The sequence below is a fragment of the Mesorhizobium sp. M1B.F.Ca.ET.045.04.1.1 genome, from assembly GCF_003952465.1.
Taxonomy (GTDB): domain Bacteria; phylum Pseudomonadota; class Alphaproteobacteria; order Rhizobiales; family Rhizobiaceae; genus Mesorhizobium; species Mesorhizobium shonense.
This window is the reverse complement of record NZ_CP034448.1, coordinates 3,228,901-3,246,004: the sequence shown is the minus strand read 5'-3', so window position 1 is coordinate 3,246,004 and position 17,104 is coordinate 3,228,901. Positions and strand designations below refer to the sequence as shown.

Annotated in this window: 13 protein-coding genes and 3 pseudogenes; 12 read left to right on the top strand and 4 right to left on the bottom strand. The window is 60.3% G+C overall.

From position 1 onward, the window contains the following. Nucleotides 1–111: 111 nt before the first annotated feature. Nucleotides 112–1,548 (bottom strand): extracellular solute-binding protein, encoded by a 1,437-nt coding sequence (locus EJ071_RS15730; protein ID WP_126098661.1) that lies wholly within the window; start codon nucleotides 1,546–1,548, stop codon nucleotides 112–114. 300 nt (nucleotides 1,549–1,848) lie between these two features. Here EJ071_RS15730 and EJ071_RS15725 point away from each other — a divergent pair, with 300 nt between their 5' ends. The 11 genes and pseudogenes from EJ071_RS15725 to EJ071_RS15675 all read left to right on the top strand — a co-directional run. After that, on the top strand, nucleotides 1,849–2,736 hold the full coding sequence (locus EJ071_RS15725) for a sugar phosphate isomerase/epimerase (RefSeq protein ID WP_126098660.1): 888 nt from the start codon (nucleotides 1,849–1,851) through the stop codon (nucleotides 2,734–2,736). A 64-nt stretch (nucleotides 2,737–2,800) separates the two neighbouring features. Then, nucleotides 2,801–3,241, top strand: a complete 441-nt coding sequence (locus EJ071_RS15720; RefSeq protein ID WP_245460258.1) for a substrate-binding domain-containing protein — start codon at nucleotides 2,801–2,803, stop codon at nucleotides 3,239–3,241. A gap of 231 nt (nucleotides 3,242–3,472) precedes the next feature. Then, complete coding sequence (locus tag EJ071_RS15715) at nucleotides 3,473–4,690, top strand: ROK family transcriptional regulator (RefSeq protein ID WP_126098659.1); 1,218 nt, start codon at nucleotides 3,473–3,475, stop codon at nucleotides 4,688–4,690. A 38-nt stretch (nucleotides 4,691–4,728) separates the two neighbouring features. Further along, nucleotides 4,729–5,715: a sugar kinase gene (locus EJ071_RS15710; RefSeq protein WP_126098658.1), complete on the top strand. Its 987-nt coding sequence runs from the start codon at nucleotides 4,729–4,731 to the stop codon at nucleotides 5,713–5,715. Then, entirely contained in the window at nucleotides 5,715–6,983 is a 1,269-nt protein-coding gene (locus tag EJ071_RS15705) for a D-tagatose-bisphosphate aldolase, class II, non-catalytic subunit (RefSeq protein ID WP_126098657.1), read from the top strand. Before EJ071_RS15710 ends, EJ071_RS15705 begins: the two co-directional genes overlap by 1 nt. Before the next feature lie 20 nt (nucleotides 6,984–7,003). Next, nucleotides 7,004–7,762, top strand: coding sequence for an SDR family oxidoreductase (locus tag EJ071_RS15700; RefSeq protein WP_126098656.1), 759 nt, complete (start codon nucleotides 7,004–7,006; stop codon nucleotides 7,760–7,762). A gap of 47 nt (nucleotides 7,763–7,809) precedes the next feature. Continuing rightward, entirely contained in the window at nucleotides 7,810–8,538 is a 729-nt protein-coding gene (locus tag EJ071_RS15695; protein WP_126098655.1) for an SDR family oxidoreductase, read from the top strand. 54 nt (nucleotides 8,539–8,592) lie between these two features. After that, on the top strand, nucleotides 8,593–9,324 hold the full coding sequence (locus tag EJ071_RS15690) for an SDR family oxidoreductase (RefSeq protein ID WP_126098654.1): 732 nt from the start codon (nucleotides 8,593–8,595) through the stop codon (nucleotides 9,322–9,324). A 163-nt stretch (nucleotides 9,325–9,487) separates the two neighbouring features. Beyond that, nucleotides 9,488–10,216 (top strand): SDR family oxidoreductase, encoded by a 729-nt coding sequence (locus EJ071_RS15685; protein ID WP_126098653.1) that lies wholly within the window; start codon nucleotides 9,488–9,490, stop codon nucleotides 10,214–10,216. A 3-nt stretch (nucleotides 10,217–10,219) separates the two neighbouring features. After that, a pseudogene (locus EJ071_RS39480) lies at nucleotides 10,220–11,812 on the top strand (GMC family oxidoreductase N-terminal domain-containing protein); the annotation flags it as partial. Between the two features lie 132 nt (nucleotides 11,813–11,944). Then, a pseudogene (locus tag EJ071_RS15675) lies at nucleotides 11,945–12,173 on the top strand (amino acid ABC transporter ATP-binding protein); the annotation flags it as partial. 522 nt (nucleotides 12,174–12,695) lie between these two features. On the opposite strand, the gene EJ071_RS15670 reads toward EJ071_RS15675, so the two are convergent. Beyond that, entirely contained in the window at nucleotides 12,696–13,064 is a 369-nt protein-coding gene (locus tag EJ071_RS15670; RefSeq protein ID WP_126098651.1) for a hypothetical protein, read from the bottom strand. A 201-nt stretch (nucleotides 13,065–13,265) separates the two neighbouring features. Next, a complete protein-coding gene (locus EJ071_RS38530) occupies nucleotides 13,266–13,421 on the bottom strand; it encodes a hypothetical protein (RefSeq protein WP_189521490.1) in 156 nt (51 codons plus the stop codon). Nucleotides 13,422–15,003: 1,582 nt separating this feature from the next. On the opposite strand from EJ071_RS38530, the pseudogene EJ071_RS15660 reads away from it, so the two are divergent. After that, a pseudogene (locus tag EJ071_RS15660) lies at nucleotides 15,004–15,336 on the top strand (oligopeptide/dipeptide ABC transporter ATP-binding protein); the annotation flags it as partial. A gap of 93 nt (nucleotides 15,337–15,429) precedes the next feature. On the opposite strand, the gene EJ071_RS15655 reads toward EJ071_RS15660, so the two are convergent. Further along, nucleotides 15,430–16,605: a Fic family protein gene (locus EJ071_RS15655; protein ID WP_126098649.1), complete on the bottom strand. Its 1,176-nt coding sequence runs from the start codon at nucleotides 16,603–16,605 to the stop codon at nucleotides 15,430–15,432. Nucleotides 16,606–17,104: the final 499 nt, after the last annotated feature.

Below are 17,104 nucleotides of genomic sequence, written 5' to 3'. Positions count from 1 at the left end.
CTCCCCGGTAGCAATGCGAAACTCCCGGCCCGTATCATAGGGCGTATGAGGGTGGGGTCGCCACAAACTCAGGTGACGACCCCCCGGCGGCAGTCTTCAGGGAGGCGAAGACTACTTGCGGTAGCCCAGAGACGTCAGCTCTTCTTCCGCCTTGGCCGCCATTTGATCGAGCCCCTCGTCGGCGCCAAGCTCGCCAGTGAGGATCTTGTAGAAGATCGGCGCGGTGGCCTCACGCACCTGCGCGTGGAACGGATAGGGCGGGGCGCCGGCGAACAGATGCCCGTCGTCCTTCAGCATCGTGTAGTAGCCGCCCAGTTTCTTGTCCATGTCCTTGACCTGTGGATCGTCGTAGGTCGCCTTGTTGGTGATCCGCGGCGCGGCGATGGCCCAGCCGGGTTGCACCGAGTCCTGGCCGATGTATTCAAGGAACAGTGCTGATGCTTCCTTGTTCTTCGAGCTGACCGGGATGCCGAAGGCGCCTCCGTCGTAGTAGCCGATATAGCCCTTGCGGGATTCGGCATCTTCCTTGACGCCGGGCGACAGCGGCGGCAGCGCGAAGCCGACCTTGCCGACGACTTTGGACTTGGATTCGTCGGCCTGGATCCAGGCGGCGTTCTCGCCGTACACCAAGCCCTGAGCAGCGCGGCCGGCGGCGAAGGTCGTTGCAACCTCGCTCCAGGTCGACTGCACCGATTCCGGCGGAGCGACATCGCGCAAATGCAGCCACCACTTCAGAGCAGCCTTTGCCTTGTCCGAGTTCATCTGGCCGCCATGCTCGACCGTGGCACCGTAGTTGTCGGCAGCGTTGATGCCCCAGTTGTAGACCCCGAACGTCGGCGCGACCGACTCGAAGAATTCGTACCACGAGGCAGGGTGTCCCGTATGCGCCTGGGCGGTCGAGCCCCAGAGCTGCATGTCATGATCCTTACCCCACTTGGTGAAAAAGTCAGCGATCTCGGTATATTGCTCGTGGGTCGTCGCCGGCGCCAGGTCGTGGCCCGTCTGTTTCTTGAACGCCGCCTTGATCTCGGGATCGTCGAACAGGTCCTTGCGGTAGAGATAGATCTTGATGAACGCCTCCATGGGCACCCCATAAAGATCATCTTTCTGTTTGAAGTAGTCTGCGAAGGTGGTGAAATTCGCGTCGTCGTAGGTCGGCGCTTTCAGCGACGGGTTGTCCTTCAGCTCCTTGGTTATGTCGACCAGGAAGTTCCGCGCCAGGTACGAATAGATGATGTCCTGCTCGATATAGACCATGTCGTAGATGCCCGTGCCGGCTTCCATGTCCTTGATGGCCTTGTCGTACATCTGGTCCCACGAGGTGGTCTCGATCTCGACCTTGATGCCCGTCTTCTTCTCGAACTCGGGCGCCAGAACATCCTTGATGTAGTTGGACGGAGGCGTGCTTTCCGTCACGCCATGCAGGACGACGCCCTTGTAGGGTTCGGCGGCCTTTGCCCAGAAGTCGTCATTGCTGTCCGCAAGCGCGGTCCCGGACATCAGCCCGACCGCAATGGCAGCCACGCCGAGTTTCATTCGAACGTTCATCTGCTCCTCCCTGTTAAAACGAACGGCTCATTGCCGTCCTGCCCTGATAAGGCAAAAGGCGGTACCTTGCAAGGTTTTGTTGCGTAAAGATGCATATTATCTTTTTGCGGCTGCGAAGGCGGAATTTCTCAGTCGCTCAACGACATCAGCTATTGTGTTGATTAAACTGAGCAATTTTTGATCTGAATTTGTTGACTGCCGTTGGCGACGGAGAGAGGCCCTTGCGCACACGTCAAAATTGGAGCATTGAAGGGCGACGTTTGTATGTTTAGCATGCAAAATTGCTAGGAGGGAATGCGAATGCGGCGTCTTGGTATCCATTCGTTTGTCTGGACAAACGGCCAGTCCCAAGAGGGGTTGGAAATGGCTTTGGAAAAATCGGCGGAGCATGGCTACCGCCTGATCGAGTTTGCGTATTTGCGCCCCGAGAAATTCGATCTCGACCGCCTGGCAAAAAAGGCCAAGGAGCTGGATATCGAGATTGTGGTCACGATGGGGCTGAGCGCGGATGCGGACGTGTCGAGCGAGGACAAGGCCGTGGTCGCCAAAGGCAGAGCGCTCTTGTCCGACGCGGTCAAGGCTGTCCGCGACATCGGCGGCATCCGGCTGGGCGGCATCCTTTATTCGATGCACGGCAAGTATGAGCGGATGCCAACACGCATCGGCTGGATGAACAGCGCCGAGACTGTCGCCGCGACCGCCGAGGTTGCCAAGGATTGCGGTGTGGAGATCGTCCTTGAGGTGGTGAACCGCTTCGAATCCAACCTGTTGAATACGACCGCCCAAGGCATGAAGTTTATCAAGGATACCGGTCGCGATGACGTCCTTCTGCATCTCGACACTTTCCACATGAACGTCGAGGAAGCCAGTCCGGCTCACGCCATCCGTATGGCGGGAGACAAGCTGGGCTATTTTCACTTCAACGAAAACTACCGTGGCTATCTCGGTACCGGAACGATCGACTTTCCGAGCATTTTCTCAGCCTTGGTCGATATCGGTTTCCACAATCGAGACGTCGTCTTCGAAAGCTTCTCCAGCGCCATCGTCGATGAGGCTTTGTCGCGCGCCTGCGGCATTTGGCGCGACACATGGGACGACAACAATCCGCTCGCCGCGCATGCCAGAGCCTTCATCGAAAGCCATTGGTCGGAGGCCGTGCGCCGGGCCGAGATCAACGAGGCTGCATAAAAGGACCGGAAAGCCGCGGGCTCATCTTGGCCCGCACCATCTGATGCCCGAGGAGGACGGGAAGATGAGCCAGGCCTTGGGCATTGCTGATGAAAGCGACGCCAGCGGTCGCCAAGAAATGCTGACGCGGCCCAACTTGTTCGACACCGCGATCACTGACGGATCCGACGCGATCTTCTTCATCCCGCTCGACATCGATGCAGGCAACGAGCCAATCGAGCGCGCAAAGGCAGCCGGCATTCCCGTGTCCGGCTCCAATGCGATGGTCTCAAACACTGCCCTCCACGACGCCTACATCAACTCCAACGATGTCGAAGCCGGGGAGATGTTGGGTGCGCTTGAAGCCGTAAAGCGCGGTGAGCAGGTGATGTTTAGCCCGCAGGATGCCCACGGCCAGGCACAGGGCGCAATCGACCTCGTCCTGCATAAGCTCGTAGCCGACAACGACAAGCCGCGCGCCGCCGTCTGTGACGTCAACGGCAACTCCCCACGGAATGTTCGATGAGTAAGCCGTAGGCAATTCCATGTGGATGAAATGTTCGATGACCCCTCGCAGGGATTTGGCCGTACTTCGCATGTGCGGGGCAGTTGAGGCTACATAAGGAACGACAATGACCTGCTTGCCGCGCATACAAAAAAGGTCATCGAAATGAAAAGTTCCGAGATTCCGCGTCGCCAGGAGGAAAGCGGCGCTCGGGCGAAGTATAGCCGGGGAACGAATTTGCAGGAGCCCGCCATGACTCGCGTGACCTTTCCCAGCAGCTCGCCACGCAGGATCCGTCAGAGTAACGCGGTAGCGACATTGAACGCGCTCCACCGCTTCGGTCCGTTAAGCCGGGCAGAACTCGCCAGGCATATGGGGGTCAACCGCTCGTCCGCCGGCAATATCGTTTTGGAATTGGTCGAGGCAGGGCTCGTTCGCGAAGTGCCTGAGAACGAGACCGCAAATTCGGCCGCCCAGCCCAGAGCCGGACGGCCGGGAATACTTGTCGAGCTCGTGCCCGACGCCGTCTTTTTTGTCGGCATCGAAATTGGCGTCGAGCACATAACGTGCGTCGAGATCGATCTTGCCGGTAAGATTGTCCGCAGCAGCACGAGGCGTTTCGAAGGCCGCAATAGCGGCCCGGAAGAAGCGGTTCGCACCGCCATCGACCAGGCATTTTCCGAGATCGGGAAGCACGACCTGACGAGATGCCAAGGCCTGGGCATTACCGTGCCGGGGCAGATGGACCGGAATGGCTTCATCCATGTCGCACCGATCCTCGGATGGCGCAACCTTGATCTCCCGGCCCTTACTCGCACCTTTCTCCCGGCCGAAGTCCCAGTCTCAGCAGAGAACGACGCCAACGCATTTGGCATCGGCACCACCTATAGTCAGCACGAAGCGGCGAACGGCGTGACCTTTTTCATGGTCATCGAAACCGGTGTTGGCGGCGGGATCGTGATCGACGGCAAACTGTTTCGCGGCGGCAACGGCTTGGCAGGTGAGGTGGGCCACCTGAAGACACGAAACTCGCAATACAGAAATCTGGAGCAGGCTTTCGGCCGTGACCGAATCCTTTCTTCCTATCGCCAATTTGATCCGGATGCCGACTTGGACGCGTTCCTTAGCGATGTCCGAGATCGTGTTCCCGAGGCCGTGCAGTTTGCCGAAGAATGGTCCAGCCTGTTGGCTTTTGCCGTTGTCCAGATCTCGAGACTGATCGACCCGAACCGCATTGTTCTCGGCGGGTCTGTTGCGGAACTCTACCCCCTGGTTGCCGCTCGCGTGGACGCCCACATCCGCGATCTTCAGGCTGCGACCTTTCCCATCCCCGAGATCATTTTCGACGAGAACGCCGCCTACGGATCCGCCTTCGGAGCTGCTTGCATGATGCACCAACGCTTCGTGTCGCTCGACAACCAGCTGCTGAATAAGGACGCGGTTTCCGATCCAGGCAATTCCGCCGCCTGAAAATGGAAACGGCATCATATACGGGATTTTGATGGCTGATGGATGAACCCTCCAAAACACTGGCACCGGATTCACTAGGGCCGACGGTAACGGTCGGAGAAATACTGGTGGAGATCGTCGCTACGAAAATCGGCGTCGGGTTCAGGGAGCCTGTCGAGCTCTTGGGCCCCTTCCCTAGCGGCGCGCCTGCGATCTTCGTCGACCAGTGCGGACGCATCGGTGGCAGCGCGGCTTTGATCGGGGCCGTCGGCAGCGATGATTTCGGCTTCGTCAACATCGAACGTCTAAAGAGAGATGGGGTCGACGTTTCAGCTATTGCTGTTTCTCCGGATTACCCAACTGGCAGCGCGTTCGTACGATACCGCACCGATGGCTCGCGCGACTTCGTCTATAACATTGGCACCTCTGCGGCCGCCCGTTTCAGCTGGACGGAGAAGGTCGAGGCGCTGGTAACCCGTTCGGGCCATCTGCACGTCATGGGGTCGGCCTTATCCATGCCGAGCGCCTGGACAGTCATCGAGAAGGCCGCGCAGGTGATTAAGGCCCGAGGCGGCACGCTGTCGCTGGATCCCAACCTGCGCAAGGAGTTGAAATACGACGACCAGACCGAAGCGCGCTTCGCTCAGTTGGTTGCGATGTCCAACCTTTTGCTGCCCTCGGGCGACGAGCTCGAGCGTGCTGCGGGCGTCGAGGGAGAGGCTGCCAGTATCGCCCGGCTTTTCGAGCTTGGCGTCGGCGAGATCGTTCTCAAGCGCGGACGCGAGGGAGCAAGCTGCTTCCTTCAGGATGGAACGCGCGTAGACGCCGCGGCCTTCGATGTCAAAGAGATTGATCCGACCGGGGCAGGCGATTGCTTCGGTGGCGCCTATATCGCCTGCCGCCGACTCGGCATGCCCGTCGAGCAGGCCCTGCTCTACGGCTGTGCCGCCGGCGCACGCAATGTGACGGTGCGCGGCCCAATGGAAGGTGCTGGCACGCGGGCGGAGCTGGACCATTTCATCAGAACGACGAAGAGACTGACGTAATGCAGGTGAAACTTGAACAACTGGCCGCTTACCGGGCGTCCGGAACGCCGCGCGGCATTAGTTCGGTCTGCTCCGCGCATCCGATTATCCTGCGCGCCGCGCTCCGGCACGGGCTGCAGTCCGGGGCGACGGTGCTCATCGAGGCGACATGCAACCAAGTCAATCATCTGGGCGGCTACACGGGCATGAAGCCTGCCGATTTTGTCGCTCTGGTGTGCCGTATCGCCGCTGAGGAGGGCTGCCCGGTCGAGCAGATCGTGCTGGGCGGCGATCACCTAGGCCCGAACCCCTGGCGCGACCGGGATGCCGAAGCCGCCATGGCCGAGGCGGAAAAAATGGTTGCAGCCTATGTCGCGGCGGGTTTCCGCAAGCTTCATTTAGACACCTCGATGGGGTGCAAGGACGAACCGGTGGCGCTCGACGACGCCGTGACCGCCGCGCGCGCCGTTCGACTGGCTGCCGTTGCCGAGAAAACCGCGAAAGACGTCGGCGGGGACATGCCCTGCTACATCATCGGTACTGAAGTGCCGCCCCCGGGCGGCGCCGACCATGCGCTCGACACCATCACACCCACCGCGCCCGAAGCCGTACGCCAGACCCTTGCCGTGCATCGGGAGGCCTTCGCGCAAGCCGGGCTTGCGGATGCTTTTAACCGTGTCATTGGCATCGTGGTGCAGCCCGGCGTGGAATTCGGCAACCGCAACGTCATTTTCTATGACCGAAAGAAGGCTCAGTCGCTGGTGCGGGTGCTGGATGGCGAGCCGGGGCTCGTCTTCGAGGCACATTCCACCGACTACCAGGGCGCCAAGCCTTTGGCCGGACTGGTCGAAGACGGCTTTGCCATTCTCAAGGTCGGCCCGGAACTGACCTTCGTCCTGCGCGAGGCGCTCTACGCGCTGGACCTGATCGCGTCCGATCTGGTGCCGGGTTATGGCGAGCGGCCGCTCAAGCAGGAAATGGAACGGCTGATGCTGGCCGATCCTGGAAACTGGAACCGGCATTATTACGGAGACGCAGCGACCCAAGCGGTGCTGCGGCATTATTCGCTGTCTGATCGTATCCGCTATTACTGGGCAACCGAGGCCGCCGAAAAGGCGGTCGCCCGTCTGATCGCAGCGCTCACAGGTCGGAACATCCCACTTCCCCTGATGTGGCAATACCTGCCCGCCGCTACAGACTTCGCAGATGCGCCGCTCGAGCCCGAGACCTTTTTGATCTGGCGCGTGACGCAAAGCCTGCAAGCCTATCACGCCGCCTGCAACGGATGAGCGAAAGACTGGAGAGCATCATGGCACTTGAACAATTCCGGCTGGACGGCAAAGTCGCGCTGGTCACCGGCGGCAACCGTGGCATCGGCCTGGCCATCGCCAAACTCTTTGGAGAGGCTGGAGCGAAGGTGATGATGAGCGGCCGAACGCTCACTGATGCTGCCGGAGACCTGTGCAAGAGCGAAAACTACGGCTGGGTGCAGGGCGATGTGACCGACCCGGCAACACCAGCGCGGATCGTGCAGGCGACGCTCGATCGGCTCGGTGCACTAGACATTCTGGTGAACAATGCTGGCATCGCTGACCACGGCAACTTTCACGAATTCGGCGACGACCGCCTCGCCGCGATCACAAACACCAATTTCATCGCTCCCTTCCGATTCGCGCGTTCGGCTGTGATGCCAATGCTGAAGAAGGGAGCCGGAGCGATCCTCAACATCGGCTCGATCTCGGGTGAAGTGGCCAACAAGCCGCAGTTGCAGGTGGCCTACAATGCATCGAAGGCGGCTGTGCATCAGATGACCCGCGTCATGGCCTTCGAATATGCTTCCCGCGGCATCCGGGTGAATGCACTCGCTCCTGGATATGTCGTCAGCGACATGACGCAGGGCGGGATAGCAAACGAGGACTGGAACCGGATTTGGACAGAGAACACGCCCATGGGCCGCTTCGGTCGGCCCGAGGAAATGGCCACCTGCGCGCTGTTTTTATGTTCGGACGCCGCAAGCTACGTCACCGGCAGTGTCCTCACGGCTGATGGCGGCTACACCACCCACTAAACGAACAAACCGCACGCCGAGGCGTGCCTCAACATAGGATCGATATCATGGTTGGGAAACTCGAAGGCAAGATTGCAGCAGTAACCGGAGGAGCCTCAGGGATCGGATTGGCGAGCGTGGAGGCCATGCTTGGCGAGGGCGCAACCGTGGTCATGGTCGATCGCGACCAAAAGGCTATGGAAACCCTGTGCGAGAGATTGGGCAACAAGGTGATCCCGCTGAAGGTCGACCTTCTTGATCCGGCAAGCTGCGCAACGATCCTGGATGGGATCATCGAGAAAGCGGGGCATCTCGACATCCTCCATGCCAACGCCGGTTCATATATCGGCGGCGACCTGACCGAGACGGATCTCGATGCGATTGACCGGATGCTGAACCTCAACGTGAACGCAGTGATGAAAAACGTCCGCACCGTCATTCCCCATATGATCGAACGCGGCAGCGGCGACATCATCGTAACCAGTTCGGTTGCCGGTCATTTCCCCGTGCCGTGGGAGCCGGTCTATTCGGCATCCAAATGGGCAATGACATGCTTCGTGCAGACGATGCGCCGCCAGCTGAACAAGCACGGGATCCGCGTCGGACAGGTTTCGCCGGGCCCGGTCATCTCCGCCCTTCTTGCCGATTGGCCGGAAGAAAATCTTCGCAAGGCGAAGGAAAACGGCAGTCTGATCGAACCGAAAGAGGTCGCCGATGCAGTGATCTTCATGCTGACCCGGGCGCGCAATGTGACGATCCGTGACATGATCGTCCTGCCGACCAATTTCGACATCTGAATCGAAACCGAGCAGCCAAAAGCCTTCCCTCATTGTGTAGGAGCGAGCGTCCCGATGAACGATTTGGCAGGTCGAACAGTACTAATCACCGGCGCTGCCGGCGGGATCGGCAAAGCCATGGCGGAAGGTTTTGCTGCGACCGGTGCGCAGTTGGCCCTTCTTGATCTCAACGATTCCTCGGAGCTGGCATCGCGCTTGGGTGCTTGTCATAGGAGCTTCGTGCTCGATCTTGAAGACCCCGGCGCCATCGCTTCTGTCGTCGAGCACATCGGCGTGACGATGGGCATCGATATACTGATCAACAATGCCGGGCTCGGCATTATTTTCCCTGTCGGGGAACCAAATTTCGAGGCCTGGGACAAGACGATGCGGATCAATCTGCGCGGCCCCTGGCTTATGGCCGCCGCAGCCCTGCCCTATCTTAAGGCCTCAGGCCGCGGACGCGTCATCAATATCTCCTCGCAGGCCGGCGTCATCGCCCTCGATGAGCATGCGGCCTATGGCGCCAGCAAGGCAGGCCTGATCAATTTGACGAAGGTGATGGCGATCGAGTGGGCCAGGTTTGGCATCACCGCCAACGCGATTGCTCCAACGGTGGTCGAAACGCCGATGGCGCTTATCGGTTGGTCGGGAGAAAAGGGAGAAAAGGCCAAAAAGGATATTCCCATCGGACGCTTCGCCAAGCCTTCCGAAATCGCAGCCGCCGCACGCTATCTCGCATCAGACGAAGCAGCAGTCATCAACGGTGCGGTGCTGATGGCCGATGGCGGCTTCAGCGTCAAATAGAGGCTCTGTCTCTCTCGCCAGTATTTGCCGGCCGGCCATTTCTGAACGCTCAGGAATTGCCGCGGTCATCTGGATGTGAAACCGGTCTGGTCAGCAAATCCCACCGGCTTCAAGTTAAAAGGTGTGGAGTGGCTGCGGGATGGTGACATAGGAGGAAATGAAAATGCAGCAGGACCTTTCTGGCAAGGTGGTGTTGGTGACTGGGGCCAGTTCCGGCATCGGGCGCGCCATGGCGATGGCCCTGGCGGCGCAGGGGACGAAACTGGCCCTGGTCGGTCGGTCCGCCGAGCGTCTCTGCGCGATCGCCGACCGGATCGGCAACGGCGCTGTTGCAATTGCCGCGGATCTGACGAAGCCAGGTGAAGTCGAACGGGTCGTCTCCGAAGCCGGCAGCCGGTTCGGACGGATCGACATCCTGCTGCCGAACGCCGGACTCTACATTGCCGGTGACGTCGCTGATGGCGATCCCGATGCCTGGGACGAATTGCTTACGATCAATGTCAACAGCGTATTCCGCTTGGTGCGCGCGGTACTCCCGCAGATGATCGAGCGCAAGGCCGGCCACATCGTCATCACGTCATCGGTCTCCGGCCATCAGGCCCTCCAATGGGAGCCCGTCTACTCGGCCTCCAAGCACGCGATCCAATCCTTCGTTCATGGGCTGCGCCGTCAGGTGGCAGCGCACAATGTTCGCGTCGGCGCGGTCGCGCCTGGCGTCGTCCTCAACGAATTGTGGGGCTACACCGACGCGGCCGCGATCGACGCCAAGGTGGAGAGCCGCGAAGGGCTAAGATCGGAGGACGTCGCCGATGCGGTCGTTTACATGTTGACCCGGCCGGCCAACGTCACGATCCGCGACCTGGTGATCTTGCCGCAGAACCAGGACATTTAGGTGATGGATCGGTTCGACTACGTCATTGTCGGCGCCGGGCCGGCAGGCTGCGTGCTTGCCAACCGGCTGACGGAAGATCCCGCCATGCGCGTCGCGCTGATCGAAGCCGGGCCGGATCACAATGCCCGCAAGGCAATCGTGCGCATTCCGCTCGCCATGGTCACCTTCATGGCGCCGGCTCTGGCGTTTCTGGGCGGCCCGAAGTTCATGACGTGGTTCGCGAGCGAACCGGAACCCGGGCTCCAAGGCCGGTCGATGATGTTGCCGCGCGGCAAGGGCACCGGGGGGTGCACCAACATCAACGGACAAGTCTTCATCCGAGGTCAGCGCGAGGATTTCGACGGCTGGAGGGACCGCGGCAATGCGGGCTGGGGCTTTGACGATCTGCTGCCCTATTTCCGCAAGCTCGAGCGCTTCGAACCGCTCGCTGCCCCCCGATCCAGCCGGCATGTTAGATTGGGAGCACGGCCACTGGCTGAGCAAGTCGATCCGGCTCTGCACGGCACTGACGGTCCGGTCAATATCGCGCCGATGCGCAGCGTCAACAAGCTCGCCTACGCCTATATCGAAGCAGCGCAACTCGCCGGCTACGAGCTCAATCCCGACTTCAACGGGCCACGGCAGAACGGTATAGGGCTCTATACTTTCACCCAGAAGAACGGGGAGCGCGTCACCGCCGAGAGCGCATATATCGATCCGGTGCGGCACCGGCCGAATCTCACGATAATAGGCAACACGAATGTTACCAAAGTGGTGTTCGACGGAAGGAGGGCTACCGGGGTCGAGTGGAAACGCGGCGCCGAGACTGGTGTAATCGCCGCACGGGAGATCATCCTCTCGGCCGGCACCTTCGTTTCGCCCCAGCTTTTGATGCTGTCGGGCATCGGAAAGGCGCGCGAGCTCGCCAGGCACGGTATCCCGCTCGTGCAGGACCTACCCGGCGTCGGCGAAAATTTGCAGGACCATCTGGACATCACGCTGGAATACCGCGCCAAATCCATCACACCATACGGCATCTCGTGGAAAGCGTTGCCGCGAAACATCCTCCATCTGTTCGACTGGCTGTTGCGCAAGCGCGGGCTTCTCGCCTCGACAACCGCCGACGGTGGAGGGTTTCTGTCGACCGATCCGAACAGCGAGCGACCTGACATCCAGCTTTTCTTTTGCACGGGCCGGGCCAACACGCAGTCCGCCTCGGGCTTCACCGGGCACGGGTTCCTGATGCATGTCTGTCAGCTCAGGCCGGGCAGCATCGGCCGCGTGACGCTGAAAAGCGCGGATTCCGCCGACCAGCCGTCGATCCTCTACAATTTCTTTCGCGGTGAAAGCGGCATGGACGTCATGCGCGCCGGCCTGCGGCTGGCTCGAAAGATCATGGCACAGCAACCCTTCGCGCCACATCTCGACGCGGAGGTCGATCCCGGTCCCGACGTGGAGAGCGACGGCGCCATCGACGCCTTCATCCGGGAACGCGTCGGCACGCTTTTCCACCCGGTCGGCACCTGCGCGATGGGTCTTGGGGCTGAAGCGGTGGTCGATCCGCGAACGCTGCGCGTTCACGGAGTCGGCGGGCTGAGGGTGATCGACGCCTCGATCATGCCGGCCATCGTTTCGGCCAACACCGTCGCGGCGACCTATTGCCTTGCTGAGAAGGCGGCGGATCTAATCAAGCGGGAGGCTGGTTCGTCGAACCCGCCTGGGCTGTCAACATCTGATCGCGTCGGCAAGCCGTCATAGGTATCGGGAGGCAGATCGATACCAAAGCGTGGCGATCGCGCGGTCGCTTTCTATGCGCCCGAAGATCATGCTGTTTGATGAGCCGACCTCAGCGCTCGACCTGGAAATGGTGAAGGAAGTGATGCTCGACACCATGGTCTCGCTGGCAGATGAGGGCATGACCATGTTGTGCGTTGAGATGGGATTTGCGCGTCAGGTCGCCGACAAAATCATCTTCATGGACCGGGGTGAGAGGTGGCGCGGCACCGCTCCGAAGCGGCCGGTCGTGCGTAGCAGATGATCGGCCGGAACCAGTTGATCCAGGGTCACCCTCTCAAGAGCGGTTTGGGCAGGAGAGGCGCTTCACCCTGACCCAGTGACTAAAAACCCCTCGATCTCTGATCGTACGGGTTCGATTCTAGTCGTCCGCACCACGTTGAAATTCCTTGGCAATTCGCTTCCAAGGTAAGGAGATGGCTACCCCGGAAAGACCTGACGTGGGTAGCCGTAGGCGTAGCCGAGACACTAAAAGGCCCTGAATCCGCTAGTGGCTTCGGTGGGGATCGATCGCCATCGCGCGAATCGGAAGCGCCCGCTACGTTGCCGCAGCGAGCGCTCCAGTGGCCCGTCTTTGTCCCTCGCCGGCAAGACCGTAAGCCTCGGTAAGACGGATAATAAGCGCGCCCTAGTTGAAGCGCTGCATATTAAGGCCGCGTGACTTTTCTGCCACAAAACAATCCAGGCCACCCGAGCAGCCGGGCTTTTAACTGTTCGCTCGGTTATAGAACCAATGATCCCGGCCAGGTCCACTAGGATCACTGAGGGTAAGCCCCAAAAGCAATCCCAGCGCGGCGCCCAGAAAGAAGGCCGTTGAAACCGTTCCGGGATTATTTTGGACGGCTCCCGAAACCGACTGAGCCCCGGTCCGGAGCGCCTGAGCAGTCCGGCCGGCGCCATCGGCAGCGCTTTCATACCAGCCTGCTACCTCCTCTCCAGCCTCTTCGGCGCGCTCGGCCAGCGTCCGATTGATCTTGTTGATCTCGCGTTTCAACTGCGCAACCTGCTTCTCTAGCGCCTCCTGAGCTCTGCGCTGATTCATGCTCGGCGTTGATTCGTCGCTTGCATCCGGCATCGGCTTTCTCCTTACGTCGGTCGCTCAACGGCCGACCTTAGAAGATAGTTCCGGCAAAGCTAAGGCCCGCCACCGTGAGGCAGCGGGCCGTGTTTCATGGACCGATTCCCGGTTAGCGATAGCGCCGCTTGAACTCCGCGATCACCGCCCGCTTTCGTCGGGCAGACATGGCAGCGAGGATTCTCAGAAGCTCAGAGGCCTTCATTTTCCCACCATCAACACAAACCCGAGCCGGTGATCGATCTTCACGCGCCAGTCGCCACCGTGAAGGCCTTCCATCAAGTATGCAACGTATTTGGCAGCAAGCTCGATTTCGGCGAGCTTCGCCTTGGCCTTCGTCGTGGCCTCGGCAGCCATCTTGTCGAAGGGTGTCAGTCGCCATTGGCCGGCACCTCCGCCATGTCGCCGGCGTCTTCCTCGCGGTCGCTGCGAGAGCCGACTGCCCAATGAAGCTGACAGACGCGGTTGAGAGCGCCAAGGCTCGGTTCTGCCGTGCCGTCGTCTTCGTGGTCGCAGTTGGTCCTTTTGCACCTTGAGAGAGGCCGAGCCTCCGCAGCGCCCTTGGGGCCTGCGGATACTTCACGGCCGATGAGATCAGGCTGTCGCCGCATGTCGACAACGCACTTCGTTCCAGGAACTAAGGGCCGTTTTCCAACTCAGGGGAAGCGATGGCGGGTCAGTTCTCAGTGGCAATCAACACTTTAGGCTACGTCAGGTCTGAGGCATCCCTTTCCCGGCGAAGCCTTTGGTCAAGATACTCTCCGATACCGTCGCTTCGCGCTCGCGTCGGGCATGAGCCCCGTCCAGCAAGCACACGGGCGTCGCGCCGAAAGAGCGCTTAGCGGCGCAGTTGATCTGCCATGACAGCGCCAAGCGGGGTGGTTGGCCGACCGATCAAAGCCCTCAACTGTTGCCCATGGTCTTCGAGCGCACCGGCAGATGCGTCGGTATCGGAGCCGACCAGAAGGCGGGCGAGTTCTTCAGACAATCCTGAGGCTTGCAGGTTTTCCTCATACCGCGGGAGCCAGATTTTCGTAAGTGAGCGGCAGGCCCACAAAACGATGAGGCCTGTGCCGCCAATTCCTCAAGAGTGAATGCCTCGTCCTCGGCAAGCTCATAGAGGCGCCTTCCTGACCCGTGTCGGGATTTGGTAATTCTGATCCTCGCCAAGGATCGGATCAGCGGGCGGAGGTGCCTCTCAAACAGCAGCCTCGTCAGCAGGCAATGGGCCCGCTTACTAGGCGGGGACGTTCGCGGCCCGTCTATGCAAGTTGCCTGTTGAGGCGGTGTGCTTAGCAATTCTTAACAATACAAAATCCACGGCAATAACAGGAAGGGTCCTTATGCGGCCCGTGCGCGAGCACGGAGGTCGCAGCAACGGTGCCCCAGGTTGAAATCTTAACTTTGCCCCTTGGCCGGGCGTCGCGCTCTTGTTCGACTTCCGACCACACTTGGCCAGAAACCCGTGGCCGACGGTTTCCCAGCGGCGATGGCCAAGCATCGGCGTGTCCGGCCGCTCATGTCATCAATCCTGATCATCCAGACCAAATATATTGGCGACATGGTGCTGACGTCCGCCTTGGTGCGGAGTCGCTGTCGCGGCAAAACGGCGGCATTATCGTTGACGACCGCATGCGCACCACCCGATCGTCAGACGAGAGGTCCCTTCGCATCAATTTCGGTCCCTGCTCTCACAGGCGCTATTTCGCCGCTCGGTTGGGAGCACATCACTCTGACCTGCGAGTATCGCTGGCCCGCTTAGGTCTAGGGTAGGATTTCGCCCCCTTCCCCAAACAACAACCCCAGTTTGGCGCGCTGAATTGGCCGTGGCGGGAGTCGAGCCGGATCAGGTCGGCTCCGCTCTTGCAATCGAGCAATCGGCTTTGCCGAGCTAGCCGACTTGATGGCGATGGGCCTTCGGCGGCCTGAAGCGGTGATCTCCGGCCCGCACCCTTCCTATACGGAAGCGCTCTTGTCGGCTGTGCCGAAGCTCGACCGGACGGAGAGCTCGCGCATCCGCCTCGACGGCGAGATCCCGAGCGCCCCCAATCCGCCGACGGGCTGCGTCTTCCACACGCGTTGCCCTCGCAAGATCGGCGCCATCTGCGAGACGCAGGAGCCGCGGCTCACCGAGGGCCAGCCAGGCCACACCATCCGCTGCCATATTTTCTCCAACCACCAAAACGCGAGCAAGACATTTGCGTTTGGAAACAGCGACAGGTACCCTTTATCTCGGCTCGGTCCACCGATCAATGACCTTCAGCCGAGGTGACGAGGTTCCGTGCCTAGGCAAAGGACGCTGCTTGAAATGGGGGCTTCATTCAGGGTTATAGGCTTTGCTTGGTATGATTCGCGGTTGTAACGATCAGCCGCCGCTGTCCAATTCCGTTCCGGTTCGCAGGTACTCCAGATAGGCGCGATAGGCGAAGCTGCGATCGCGCTTCTTCCCTGTGGTTTCCACGAGAATATTGGCTTCCGTCAGCACCTCGATCGCACGGATCGCGGTCGGCTTGCTTGCGCCGATCAACTTTGTGACCGAGGCAACGCTCACGATTGGATGACGCGGCAATTGCTCGAACAGTCTCACTGCCGAGACGGAGGCGGAATGGGCTTCGAGCAGTCGCACCCGGTCCGCGGACACGAGATTGAACAGTTCCCGCGCCGAGGCGACGGCTTCATCGGAAATCGTGGCGACCCCATCGAGAAAGAAGTCGATCCAGCCCTCCCAGTTCCCTTCCAGCCGGACCAGATTGAGGCGCCGGTAGTACTCTTCCCGGTGGCGTTTGAAAAACAGGCTGAGATAGAGGAGCGGCGCTTTCAGCAAGCCCCAGTGCTCCAAGAGCAGCGCGATCAGGAGCCGCCCGATTCGCCCGTTGCCGTCGAGATAGGGATGAATGGTCTCGAACTGCACGTGGAGAAGACCCGCCCGCATCAGCTTCGGTAGCGGATCGTCGACGTGGATGTATTTTTCAAATTCGCTGAGAAGCTGGGGAAGCTTATCCGGTGGCGGCGGAACGTAGGCCGCATTGCCTGGCCGGCTTCCCCCGATCCAGTTCTGGCTGCGGCGCACGTCTCCGGGCTGCTTGTTCGAACCGCGCACGCCGCGCATCAACCGCTTGTGCGCCTCGTTCAGGAGCCGCATGGAAATTGGCAGCCCCTGCTTCAACGCAAGCTGGTCGCGGGCATAGGCAAGCGCGTCGAGGTAGTTCGTGACCTCTTCCACGTCGGCATTGGGTGCCGGCCCCTCTTCGGCCTCGAAAGCGAGAAGGTCCACGAGTGACGCCTGCGTGCCCTCGATCTGCGACGAGATCACGGCCTCCTTGCGCACGAAGGCATAGATGAACCAATCGAGGGAAGGCACCATATCGCCTGCGAGATCGAGACGAACGAGCGCCTGCTCGGCTTCCCGGAGACGATGTTCGAGCTTGCCCTCAACAGAGAGTGCCGGACGCGCAGGCGGCAGATCGAACGGGATGAACGCATCGACGTTCTCTGCGCCTGCGGTTACGCTCTCGTATCGGCCCGTTGTTCGCTTCGGCATTTCATGACCCAATTGGGAACAGCTTCGTTCGGATCGAGGCGAGCAAGGAACGGCAGTGTTCCTTGGCGACCTCTCTGGGAACGAAGTCTTTACTCGCGCTGAGCGTTAGTCAAGAAATCGTTCTTAGCGCGCTTGATAGATTGTTGCCGACGACCCGGGGTGGTTTTTCGGACCCTGATGTGACACCGGCTCCACCTAACGCTAAAGCTGCCAACTGCGCCGTTGGTCGGTTTGACAGTCCAGGGAGGCAGTCGTTGCGTCCAAGACTGCCATTCGGTGTAAGATAAATGCGATCGGCGAGTGGCTGGACCAAACCTTGAATCGACTTTGGCGAACCACTAAGCCATTGGCGGATAACGATTATGTTAGTCGCTGAGGGTTATCGTTTTCCACAGGAAATCAATACGTTAGCGGCTGGTTCGCCAACCCATTTCCTTCGTATTCTCTCGTATGGCCTGGCGAACCTAACGACCAGGAGGAGGACTAGTATTCCATGCAC

Bases quoted from the DNA above. Each gene is read 5' to 3' on its own strand.
- EJ071_RS15730 (WP_126098661.1), bottom strand. From the start codon at position 1,548: ATGAACGTTCGAATGAAACTCGGCGTGGCTGCCATTGCGGTCGGGCTG.
- EJ071_RS15725 (WP_126098660.1), top strand. From the start codon at position 1,849: ATGCGGCGTCTTGGTATCCATTCGTTTGTCTGGACAAACGGCCAGTCC.
- EJ071_RS15720 (WP_245460258.1), top strand. From the start codon at position 2,801: ATGAGCCAGGCCTTGGGCATTGCTGATGAAAGCGACGCCAGCGGTCGC.
- EJ071_RS15715 (WP_126098659.1), top strand. From the start codon at position 3,473: ATGACTCGCGTGACCTTTCCCAGCAGCTCGCCACGCAGGATCCGTCAG.
- EJ071_RS15710 (WP_126098658.1), top strand. From the start codon at position 4,729: ATGGATGAACCCTCCAAAACACTGGCACCGGATTCACTAGGGCCGACG.
- EJ071_RS15705 (WP_126098657.1), top strand. From the start codon at position 5,715: ATGCAGGTGAAACTTGAACAACTGGCCGCTTACCGGGCGTCCGGAACG.
- EJ071_RS15700 (WP_126098656.1), top strand. From the start codon at position 7,004: ATGGCACTTGAACAATTCCGGCTGGACGGCAAAGTCGCGCTGGTCACC.
- EJ071_RS15695 (WP_126098655.1), top strand. From the start codon at position 7,810: ATGGTTGGGAAACTCGAAGGCAAGATTGCAGCAGTAACCGGAGGAGCC.
- EJ071_RS15690 (WP_126098654.1), top strand. From the start codon at position 8,593: ATGAACGATTTGGCAGGTCGAACAGTACTAATCACCGGCGCTGCCGGC.
- EJ071_RS15685 (WP_126098653.1), top strand. From the start codon at position 9,488: ATGCAGCAGGACCTTTCTGGCAAGGTGGTGTTGGTGACTGGGGCCAGT.
- EJ071_RS15670 (WP_126098651.1), bottom strand. From the start codon at position 13,064: ATGCCGGATGCAAGCGACGAATCAACGCCGAGCATGAATCAGCGCAGA.
- EJ071_RS38530 (WP_189521490.1), bottom strand. From the start codon at position 13,421: ATGGCTGCCGAGGCCACGACGAAGGCCAAGGCGAAGCTCGCCGAAATC.
- EJ071_RS15655 (WP_126098649.1), bottom strand. From the start codon at position 16,605: ATGCCGAAGCGAACAACGGGCCGATACGAGAGCGTAACCGCAGGCGCA.